General features: G+C 43.0%; 4 protein-coding genes and 1 pseudogene. All 5 read left to right on the top strand.

Annotated elements, in window-relative coordinates; all coding sequences use genetic code 11:
* Positions 1-4,203 (top strand): ZmpA/ZmpB/ZmpC family metallo-endopeptidase (locus HT701_RS08825; RefSeq protein WP_172931437.1); only part of this gene is annotated, 4,203 nt, incomplete at its 5' end.
* A gap of 237 nt (positions 4,204-4,440) precedes the next feature.
* Positions 4,441-8,229 (top strand): sugar-binding domain-containing protein, encoded by a 3,789-nt coding sequence (locus HT701_RS08820; RefSeq protein WP_172931436.1) that lies wholly within the window; start codon positions 4,441-4,443, stop codon positions 8,227-8,229.
* A gap of 1 nt (position 8,230) precedes the next feature.
* Positions 8,231-9,919 (top strand): alpha-L-fucosidase, encoded by a 1,689-nt coding sequence (locus HT701_RS08815; RefSeq protein ID WP_172931435.1) that lies wholly within the window; start codon positions 8,231-8,233, stop codon positions 9,917-9,919.
* Between the two features lie 100 nt (positions 9,920-10,019).
* Positions 10,020-11,054: an Rpn family recombination-promoting nuclease/putative transposase gene (locus tag HT701_RS08810; protein WP_172931434.1), complete on the top strand. Its 1,035-nt coding sequence runs from the start codon at positions 10,020-10,022 to the stop codon at positions 11,052-11,054.
* Positions 11,051-11,324: pseudogene (locus tag HT701_RS08805) on the top strand (hypothetical protein); the annotation flags it as partial. The gene HT701_RS08810 and the pseudogene HT701_RS08805, both read left to right, overlap by 4 nt.

The raw sequence follows: 11,324 nt of genomic DNA, 5'->3' as shown, positions 1-11,324 counted from the left end.
TCTAATCATCCATCTAAAGCAACTGCTGAGACCAAAGATTCTGAACCAGCAACCCCAGCCATGGAATCAGGACGCGAAGAAGATCAATCTCCTGCGGAACAAAAGGGTGAGGAGAACCAGCTGGAGAATCCAGTTGAGGGGGTAAAGGATGTTGGTGAGTCTGCCCCACAAGAACCCCAAAAACAACCAGAACAACCAGAACAAACGGCTCCATCTCCAGAGGTCAACCCAAGTCAAGGAAACGAACCAGAATCAGCTGTTCAGCCTGAACCCTTATCTCCCCAAGAACAGTCAGATTCACAAGAGCAACCAACTGTCCCAAGTCCAGTAACGAAAGAAAAAGTATTGGAATATAAAACAACATATAAAGCTTCACCAGCCTTAAATTACAAAGAGCAACGAGTAGAAGTAGCAGGCGAAAATGGTAAGGAAGTGACAACTACTTCTTACAGTTTTGATGAAAGTACTGGGAAAATAGTAGAAAACACTTCAACAAAAATAGAAAAACATCCAGTAGATAGAGTTGTTAAGGTTGGAAATGTAGAAGAAACAAGATCAACAACCAAAAGACGTGAACAGTTTATCGCGGATGAGTCACTTGATAAAGAGGTTAAAGTAGTTAGAGAACAAGGTCAAGATGAAGAAACAACGACTATAAGTGTTTATAAAGTAAATTCGACGACAGGAGAATTAACTGATCCAGAAGTTTCAACAAAAGTAGCCAAAGCAATGCAAGCGAAAATAACGGCAGTAGGAACAAAACCAACAGTTCAATCACAAGAAATTCCTTTTAAGACAATTTATAAAGCATCGTCAGATTTAAGTTACAATGTGCAACAAGAAGAAACACCAGGGGAGAATGGTAGCTCAGTATCAACTACAACATACACAGTAAATCAAGAAACAGGAGCTATCTCAGAAGAAACTACAACAGAAAACACTCCAGCTAAAGACAAAATAGTAAAAGTTGGAAATGTAGAAAAGATCGTGTCACCTATAGAAATCACCGAGTTGAGAAAAGATAACCCTGAACTTCCAAAAGGAAAAGAAGAGGTTGAAGATGCAGGTGAGCAAGGGGAAACAACCGTCACTAAAACTTATGAAGTTAATCCGGAGACAGGAGAGTTAACAAATCCAATTGAGAAAACTGAAATAACTAAAGCTATGCGACAAAAAGTAATCTTGGTTGGTACTAAAGAAGACACTCAAATTCCTCAGACCAAAGTAGAGACCAAAGCTGTTCCTTATGAAACCATTTATGAAAAGAATGAAGCGCTAGACCACGGCGTTACAAGAGTAAAAATTTCGGGTGTTGAGGGACAAGAACAAGTTACTACTACCTATACCAAAAATCAAGCAAGTGGCAATATTTCTGAGAGTAAAACTGTCAAAATAGTAGCCAACAAAGTTGATCAAGTTGTAGAAGTTGGAACTAAACCGAGTGTTGAAACCACTGTCCTATCTCATAAAATGATCTACCAGGTGAATCCTGCTTTGGAGTTCAGAAAAGAGGAAGTAGCGGTTGCAGGGCGTGATGGTTCGGTGGAAACTAGGACGACTTATCAACTAGACCAGGCAACAGGTCAGGTGACGGTATCTGACACCACTAGACAAGTAAATCCAGCAGTCGATAAAGTGATTCAAGTTGGTAATGTGGAAAAAGTAATACAACCGATTGCTGTTACTGAGGAACGAAGAGAGGATTCTTCTCTTGCTAAAAAGATGGAAAAGGTAGCCTCTGAAGGAGAAGTTGGTGAGAATACACTGACCAGAACCTACGCTATCAATGAACAAACTGGTGAATTGGTTAATCCTCGAGAAGTGAGTCAAATAACAAAACCAATGAAACCGAGAGTTGTTTTAGTTGGTAGTCAGGAGGATAAACCACACATCCTTCCAACAAATAGTGAGAGAGAAGATGCTGTGGATGTGTCTGCTCTGACCACAAGCGCGAGGTCAGTAGACTTCTTACATGACAGTAAACTAAAAGCACAGTTAGAGCCTACCTATGATCCTCGAGATATTATAACAAGGAGAATTGCGCTCAGAAAAACACACCCAAATATCACTGACCAAGAGGTCAAAGATATGTTGCGCATAGAGTATCTTCAAAAACTGTCAATCCAAGAAAGCTTTGATCAGACGAAGAGGCAAGCTGAGTCAAGTTTCAAAAAGATTGCCTCGCATACATTAGGAATTATAGGAGATACCCCTGAAAATCGCAGCAAGGTCAAACAAGAGCTGGAGCAATACAAAGAGCAGATTTTGTTGGGACTGTCTTATATCAATCGTTTTTATAATATTCAATTTGGGGACACGAATATTCGTGATATTCTGGCCTTTAATCCAAGCTCATTTGGTAATAAGACAATGACAGCCTTGGATAGTTTGAAAAAATTAGGATCCATGTCTTATGAAGAGATGAAATTGACCAATAGTCCTCAAACATTTACAAAGTATTTATCTACCATTACAGGTAAGGCTAGCTTGAAGGAATTTTTAGACAGCAATCGCCAACTCTTTACGTCAGATGATGCGGATACCTGGCTTAAAAAATCTAGCCAAGCTATGATTGTTGAAAAACCATCTAAGGAAAATCCTTCAGCGCATGTCGGGCTGTATAGCAAGTTGACAGCTGGGGAAAAGGATCCTCGTAAACAAGAGGCTAATATGGCTGCTATTTTGGGACTTTTGAATGTGAAAGAACCAAATGTTTATGTGATTAGTAATATGGCGACGATTACTTACGGTAATATTGGTTCCTATATAGATACTTCTCTCGCCCAGTCTAATCCAACTAAGTACCAGGCTGAGCTTGCTAGAGTCAAGTCTTTAATTGAAAAGGCGGCTGTACAACAAGCCAACTATGTCGATACTCTTTATCGTATAACAAAACCAGAAAATCGTGATAAGTTGCTGACAAATCGCTTGATTATTGATACGATGAAGAAATATACAAGTAATCCGAATGCCCAGATTGATAGCACTTGGTCACCAGCTACTGGTAGTGGAGCTGATAAGGGGGTCGACCAGTTTATGACTCCTATGAATTACTATTCTCCAGTAAGTAAGGTGGGAGCTGAGGCTAATGGATTAGGTGTCCGTTACTTTATAGATAGAGTTCTGGATGATAGAGGTTCAGCGACTTATTCTCATGAAATGACGCACTTACTAGATAGAACGGTCTTGTTTAATAATCACGGTCGTCGAGATGGTACAGCCGCAGAGTTTTATGCGCGTGGTATTTTTGAAAACTCCTATAATCCAGAAAAGGATACTTATTTCAATCTCAACTTTGTATATGATGAGAGTGATAAGGATGGATTTTACAATAAGACACCTGATCGATTTAAAACGGCAGAAGATTTGCAATCTTACATGAAGGGAAGTTTTGATGTCCTTTATACTCTAGATTATCTAGAAGCTGAGGCAACGAAAAATCTAACTGATGAAGAAAAAACTAAATATTTCAAGAAAATAGTTCCGATTAGTTCACCATTTAGAAGATGGATAGATTACCGTAATACAGCAGTTAAACCGACTCATAAGAGTGAGGAGATTCAAGCTCTGACCTTAGAAGATGCCAAAAAATTGACAGATATTGATAGTTTGATTGACAATCATATCCTGGTCAATCGTTATATCATTGCTGGTTTTAAGGATAAAGATAAAATTGCACCAAATGGTTACTATACCGTTGATATGTTTGATACCATTTATGGTGTTAGTCAAAATGACTCTGGTATGAGTGGGGACATCACCTTTAGAAAACAAGCCTTTGAATTGATGGCTGCTTTGGGCTACTATGAAGGATTTGTTCCTTATGTATCAAATCAGTTTAAAGAAGAAGCTGAAGCAGAGGGAGTACCGTTATCAGATAAATATATTTTTGATAAAATTCTAGGAAAAACATATGCTGAGTTCAAAAAAGAGCAAATAAATGAGCGTGTTGAGAAATTAGGTAAGTTAACACCAATTACTATAAATTACAACGGAAAAGAAGAAGTGATTGATAGTAAAGAAAAATTACAAGAGCTTATGAATAAAGCTGTTAAAGAGGAACTTGCTCAAATAAAAGCAGGCAATACCACGGCTCAAAAGTTTGAGTTTATCGAAACTCCAGTTCAAAAACTGAAAAAAGCGATTTATAAAGCTCATCTCAAAGCTTCAGATGACTTTAGACAGTCGATTTACAATAGTTAAGACAAAAGGGACATCTCTCTGGAATGAACATTCAGAGAGGTGTTTTTTGCGCTCTTGTAAGGTTTGACCTTATTTCTTGAAAATGACAGTTTGCTTGAACATGGAGTGATGTTCAGACTTTTCCACAAATTATAGAATCTTTTCTGAGTATTTAGGGAGTGATAGAGGAAATCTTGAAAGCGCTTTTGTTTTGTGCTATAGTCAAGTAAATCGAGTCGTTTAAAGAGGAATGCTTGTATGAGAAGAGAAGAAGTTTTACGAAATCACTGGTTTTTTAGCCAAGAGGTGGGGAAGGAAGAGGCCTTGGCGTCGGATTTTCAGAGGGGAAATTGGCAGGCCATTCAAGTGCCACATGACTGGAGTATTTACAATGATTTTGACCAGTATTCGCCAGCGCAAAATGAGGGTGGTCAGTTAAACGGGGGTCAAGCCTGGTATCGGACGCAGTTTTACTTGGAAGAAGATGCCAGTCTTGTATCGGTGCGTTTGCTCTTTGACGGGGTTTACATGAATGCCCAAGTCTATATCAACGGGCAAGTGCTGGGCTATTATCCCAATGGCTATACACCCTTTTCTTATGATATCACGCCTTATCTAAGAAATGATGGGACGGCCAACCAGCTTGCGGTTTTTGTGGAAAATCAGCAACCTAGCAGTCGTTGGTACTCTGGTAGCGGTATTTACCGAGAAGTAAAATTATTGATGACAGATTCGGTGCATCTGGATTTATATGGGATTAAGATAGAAAGTCCCAAGCTAAAGGAACAAAGAGATGAATGGGTGGAAACTCAGCTTACAAGTAAGGTTTCAAATGATGGGCCTCAGTCCGTGTCGGTGTATTTGGAACAGAGTATCTGGTATGATGGCCAACAGCTGTCAGACTGGCAGGCGACAGACTCTCTAGTGATTGAAGCTGGGGACAAATATTCTTTCCAACAAGCCATATCAATTTTCCAACCTTTGCTTTGGGATATTGATCATCCTCACCTTTACCAATTGAAGACTCGCCTTTACAAAAATGGCATTTTGGTTGATGAAGAAGAGGAGACTTTTGGTTACCGTTATATGGATTGGCAAGCGGATAAGGGTTTCTTTCTAAATGGTCGCTGGTTGAAGATTCATGGGGTTTGTTTGCACCATGACTACGGAGCGCTGGGAGCTGTGGAAAACAGGTCAGCTGCCGAGAGACGCTTGCGCCAGATGAAGGAAATGGGCGTCAATGCTATTCGAATCACGCATAATCCAGCCAGTAGCATTTTGCTGGATGTGGCTGCCAAAATGGGCCTACTCATCCAAGAAGAAGCCTTTGATACCTGGTATGGAGGCAAGAAAGAATATGACTATGGTCGCTTTTTTGAGGAAGAAGCGACTCATCCAGAAGCGAAAGCAGGCGATTTCTGGTCAGATTACGATTTGCGCACCATGATTGAGCGTGGCAAGAACAATCCAGCGATTTTTATGTGGTCCTTGGGAAATGAAGTCAGCGAAGCAAATGGAGATGCTCATTCATTGAAGACTATCAAACGCTTGCTGGGAAGGGTTAAGGAAGTGGATGATAGCCGTTTTGTGACCATGGGAATGGACGAGTTTCGCTTTGGAGATGGGTCTGGAGGCCATGAAAAGATAGCCGATTTGCTGGATGTGGTAGGCTTGAATTACTCGGAAGACAATATTGATGGGATTCGCAAAAGACATCCTAAGTGGCGACTTTATGGATCTGAAACCTCATCGGCTACAAGGACGCGTGACAGCTATTTTCGCCCAGATAAGGAATGGGTTGGGGATAATCGCCGCGTGCGGAATTTTGAACAGTCAGACTATGGCAATGATCGAGTTCCTTGGGGGAAGACAGCGACGGCTTCTTGGATAGCAGATAGAAATCGGCTAGACTATGCGGGTCAGTTTATCTGGACAGGAGTGGATTATATTGGTGAGCCCACTCCTTGGCACAATCAAAATGACATGCCTGTAAAGAGTTCCTATTTTGGGCTTGTGGATACGGCAGGGATTCCTAAAAATGACTATTATTTCTATCAAAGTCAGTGGTTGGACCTAGATCAGTATCCCATGGTTCATATCCTACCCCATTGGAATTGGGAAATCCACAAGAGTTATCAACAAGTTGTGGATAAGTATGGGGATATCCCTGTTCGAGTGTATTCAAATGCCCGTTCTGTAGAGCTATTTCTCAATGGAAAATCCCAAGGTAGGAAGACCTTTCAGGAAAAATGGACTTCAGACGGTCGAAGATACCAGGAGGGACAAGGTTCTGACCAGCTCTATCTAGAATGGCGATTGGCTTATCAACCGGGAGAATTGCGTGCTGTGGCCTATGACCGTCAAGGTCAGCTTGTGGCAGAAGATAGGGTGGTGACTGCAGGTAAGCCAGCCAAAATCGGGCTACATGCTGAGAAGACAAAACTGGAGCCAGATGGGCAAGACCTCCTCTATCTCTATTTTGATGTATTGGACAAGGATGGAAATTGGGTGCCGACTGCTTCCAATCAGCTTCATTTTGAAATTGAAGGCCCTGCTCTTATTGTAGGTGTGGATAATGGTAGGCAGGCCAGTCGTGAACGTTACCAAGCCCAGAAAAATGGTCGGTTTAAGCGGAAAGCCTTTCATGGCAGAGGTGTCCTCTTAGTTCAGAGCTTGGAGCGGGTAGGTCAAGTGAGAGTAAAGGCCAGTGCCAGAGGGCTAGAGCCGGCAAGTTTCGATCTCTTAGTGGGAGAGGATTTGGCTTGCCAGTCAGTGAAAAATCAGCGCTTATTTGAGATTCGAGTGGACAAGCAGGCAGGATTACAAGAAGGGGATTCCCCAGCTATTGGACTTTATCCACAAACTGTGGATAACCTTGTGAACAAGGTGGGGAATAGTGAAGTGATTTGGGAGACGAGTGGTAGTGCCCACGCCATTATCAAGCAGGGAGTGCTTCATTGCTTGTCTGCAGGCGACTTGGTTATCAGTGCTATTTATCAAGGAAAGACCTATCAAACTCATTTGCAGGTGGCAGAAAATACCTCACTAGGGCAGGCAGTTTTTGTACGACCACTTCGCTTGTATACAGCTAAGGGGACTTATCCACATCTTCCATCTTCAGTTTTGGTGGACTATGAGTCTGGCGGTGCAAAACGAGTCAAGGTTGTTTGGGAGGCAATCTCCGAAGAAGATATGGCAAGCTTTCATGAGTTTATGGTATCTGGTCAGCTGGAAGGGCTGGATTTAAAGGCTTCTGCTCAGATTTGTGTCCAAGGGATTTGCGCTATTGAGACTGAAAGGATTTGGACGCTTGTCAAGGAAGCCCCACACCTACCAGACCGAGTTAAGCTAGTCTTATCAGATGGCAGACGAGATACGGCCAAGGTGACTTGGGATGAACTCGATCCTCAAGTCTATGCTCAGGTAGGAGAATGTATTCTTACAGGACAAGTAGCGGGCTGTGAGTTGCCAGCAACAGTCACCATTCATGTGACAGATGCCAGTGTAGATGGGGAAGTCATTTCCAATCAGTGGACAGGATCCAACCTGCCTCTGGTATTTGCTTCCCACTCAGAGCCTAATCACCCAGCCTCCTACCTCAATGACAAGGTCATTGCTCGGAAGAAATCGACAGCCAATACTTGGATTACCAAGTCAGAGCAAGCCAGCGTGGGTATTCTGTTTGGAGATGCAGGGATTTTAAAACCGCGATTTGTGGATAACCTGACCTTGTATTATGTCGAAAATCAAGACTACGTGGCGGTGGAGCCGACTTTTATTGATTATTATGTAGGGAATGAGCCTAGCTTGCCTCGGACTCCAAATCATTTGGATAAGGATTCTGCTCTCAAACAAGAGGAGAATTGGCGCCCTGTATCAGCTATCCGAAAAGTGTCAAGTGACAAGGATGAGGAGCTTCGTTTTGAATTTGACAAGGTGGAAACCTATGCCCTTCGTCTTCGATTTGAAAACTTGGCAAGCCCCCTAGCCTTAACAGAATTGCAAGTGTATGCCAAAAAAGTAAAGAAAAATGTAGATAGGAAGTAGTATGGTAAGAGCAATAAAACCGCATGGCCCCTTGCCTAGTCAGGCCCAGTTAGCGTATTTAGAGGATGAACTAGCAGCCTTTATCCATTTTGGGCCTAATACCTTTTATGACCAGGAATGGGGGACAGGTCAGGAGGATCCTGAACACTTTAACCCGACACAGTTAGATGCGCGTGAGTGGATTCGCGTGCTCAAGGAAACGGGCTTTAAGAAGTTGATTTTGGTGGTCAAGCACCACGATGGCTTTGTCCTCTATCCGACGGCTCACACAGATTATTCGGTTAAGGCCAGTCCTTGGAGGGATGGAGAGGGGGACTTGCTCCTTGAAGTATCCCAAGCTGCCACAGAGTTTGATATGGATATGGGGGTCTACCTGTCACCCTGGGATGCCCACAGCCCGCTCTATCATGTGGAGCGAGAGGCGGACTATAATGCCTATTATCTGGCTCAGCTGGAGGAAATCTTATCAAATCCTGCTTATGGTAATGCAGGAAAATTTGCTGAGGTCTGGATGGATGGAGCCAGAGGAGAGGGCGCGCAAAAGGTCAGTTATGAATTTGAAAAATGGTTTGAAACCATTCGTGACCTGCAGGGCGACTGCTTGATTTTTTCAACAGAAGGCACCAGCATTCGCTGGATTGGCAATGAACGAGGATATGCAGGTGATCCACTGTGGCAAAAGGTGGATCCTGACAGACTAGGAACAGAAGCAGAGCTGGACTATCTTCAGCACGGAGATCCTTCGGGCACGATTTTTTCGATCGGAGAGGCAGATGTTTCCATCCGGCCGGGTTGGTTTTACCATGAAGAGCAGGATCCTAAGTCACTTGAGGAGTTGGTCGAAATCTATTTTCACTCAGTGGGGAGGGGAACTCCACTCTTGCTTAATATTCCGCCGAATCAAGATGGGCTCTTTGATGCAAAGGATATTGAACGCCTCTATGAATTTGCGGCCTATCGCAATGAGCTCTATAAAGAAGACTTGGCTCTGGGAGCTGAGGTATCTGGTCCTGCTCTTTCCGCAGACTTTGCTTGTCGCCATTTGACAGACGGCCTTGAGACTAGCTCTTGGGCAAGCGATGTAGGCTTGCCTATCCAGTTAGAACTAGACTTAGGGGCGCCTAAAACTTTTGATGTAATTGAGTTAAGAGAAGATTTGAAGCTAGGGCAACGAATCGCTGCTTTTCATGTGCAAGTAGAGGTGGATGGTGTCTGGCAGGAGTTTGGCAGGGGCTTTACAGTTGGTCATAAGCGTCTCCTGCGAGGTCCGCTAGTAGAGGCACAGAAGGTGCGCGTGATGATTACAGAGGCACAATCTATGCCTGTATTGACCAAGATTTCACTCTATAAAACTCCTAGCTTATCACAAAAAGAAGTTGTTCAGGGCCTAGCATTTGCAGAAAAAAGTTTAACTGTGACAAAGGGAGAGGCTCTTCATTTTAGGATTGAACGTAGCGAAAGTGGCTCCTCTTTAGAGGCTAAGATTTCGATTCAACCGGGGACAGGTGTTCATGGTGTCGCCTATCAGGACGAGATTCAAGTCCTTCAATTCCAAACTGGAGAAAGCAAAAAAGATTTGTGCATACCAACCCTGTATTTTGTTGCTGATAAGACATTAGATTTCTATCTAAATCTGACTGTTAATGGACAGTTGGTTGATCAAGCTCATATTCTAGTTGAAACGAGATAAAATATCTTTACAATTCATTTCTTTTCCGAATAAATAGATAGTAGCAGTAAATCTAGTAAACCTAGATTTAAAAATGTGCTATAATGAAAGGAGAAGAAATATGACATTACGTCATCCGGGCATTAGCCCAACTAATGACTTGGTTGCTAAGAAAATTTTCAGCAACCCAGAAATCACTTGTCAGTTTATTCGCGATATGCTGGACTTGCCAGCCAAAAATGTGACCATTTTGGAGGGAAGCAACATTCACGTCTTGCCTTCCCTGCCGTACTCGGCACAGGATTTCTATACCAGTATAGATGTTTTAGCTGAACTAGATAATGGCACTCAAGTAATCATTGAGATTCAAGTCCATCATCAGAATTTTTTCATCAATCGCCTGTGGGCTTATTTGTGTAGTCAGGTCAATCAAAACCTAGAAAAAATTCGCCAACGTGAAGGTGACACCCACCAGAGTTACAAACACATTGCACCAGTATACGCTATCGCAATTGTGGACAGCAATTACTTTTCAGATGACCTAGCTTTTCATAGTTTTAGTATGCGCGAGGATACGACAGGTGAGGTTTTAACCATCACCAATAATGGACAAGAAAATCATCTGGTTAAGATGGCGTTCTTGGAACTAAAAAAATACAGAGAAACCAGCAAAGATAGCATTCGCAAACCATGGTTGGAGTTTTTTGGTAATAAGCCCTTTACTCAGGAACCCGAGCGAGCCATCAGCCAAGCAGATCAACTGCTGGATTACAAGAGCTGGTCCGAGGAGGACAGGGAGATGTTTAGTGAACAACGCAGACGCGAAGAACAAGCCTTGCTAGCGCAGGACTATGCCTTGGAGCAAGCTGAAGAAAAAGGGTTGGAGAGAGGTCGTGCAGAAGGTCTTGAACGTGGTCGAGCTGAGGGGATTGAACAAGGCATCGAAAAAGGTTTAGAGCGTGGACTTGAACGTGGTCGTGCAGAGGGGATTGAACAGGGCATCGAAAAAGGTTTAGAGCGTGGACTTGAACGTGGAAAACTTTTTGCCTTTCTGGATATGGTTCGCCAAGGACTTCTGACTTCCGAGGTTGCCAGCCATCAGCTGGGTATGAGCGTCGCTGAGTTTGAGTCGCTATTGAAAAAACATTACAAATAAAACATAAAAAATACAGAGAAACCAGCAAAGATAGCATTCGCAAGCCGTGGTTGGAGTTTTTTGGGAATAAACCTTTTACCCAGCAACCCGAGCGAGCTATCAGCCAGGCAGACCAACTGCTGGACTACAAGAGCTGGTCCGAGGAGGACAGGGAGATGTTTAGTGAACAACGCAGACGCGAAGAACAAGCCTTGCTAGCGCAGGACTATGCCTTGGAACAAGCTGAAGAAAAAGGGTTGGAGAGAGGTCGTGCAGAAGGTCTTGAACGTG

The organism is Streptococcus sp. 10824, assembly GCF_013276595.1.
In the GTDB taxonomy this organism is placed as follows: domain Bacteria; phylum Bacillota; class Bacilli; order Lactobacillales; family Streptococcaceae; genus Streptococcus; species Streptococcus pseudopneumoniae.
Note: the sequence above shows the minus strand (reverse complement) of the source record. Positions and strands in the feature narration are given on the sequence as shown.

Bases quoted from the DNA above. Each gene is read 5' to 3' on its own strand.
- HT701_RS08810 (WP_172931434.1), top strand. From the start codon at position 10,020: ATGACATTACGTCATCCGGGCATTAGCCCAACTAATGACTTGGTTGCT.
- HT701_RS08815 (WP_172931435.1), top strand. From the start codon at position 8,231: ATGGTAAGAGCAATAAAACCGCATGGCCCCTTGCCTAGTCAGGCCCAG.
- HT701_RS08820 (WP_172931436.1), top strand. From the start codon at position 4,441: ATGAGAAGAGAAGAAGTTTTACGAAATCACTGGTTTTTTAGCCAAGAG.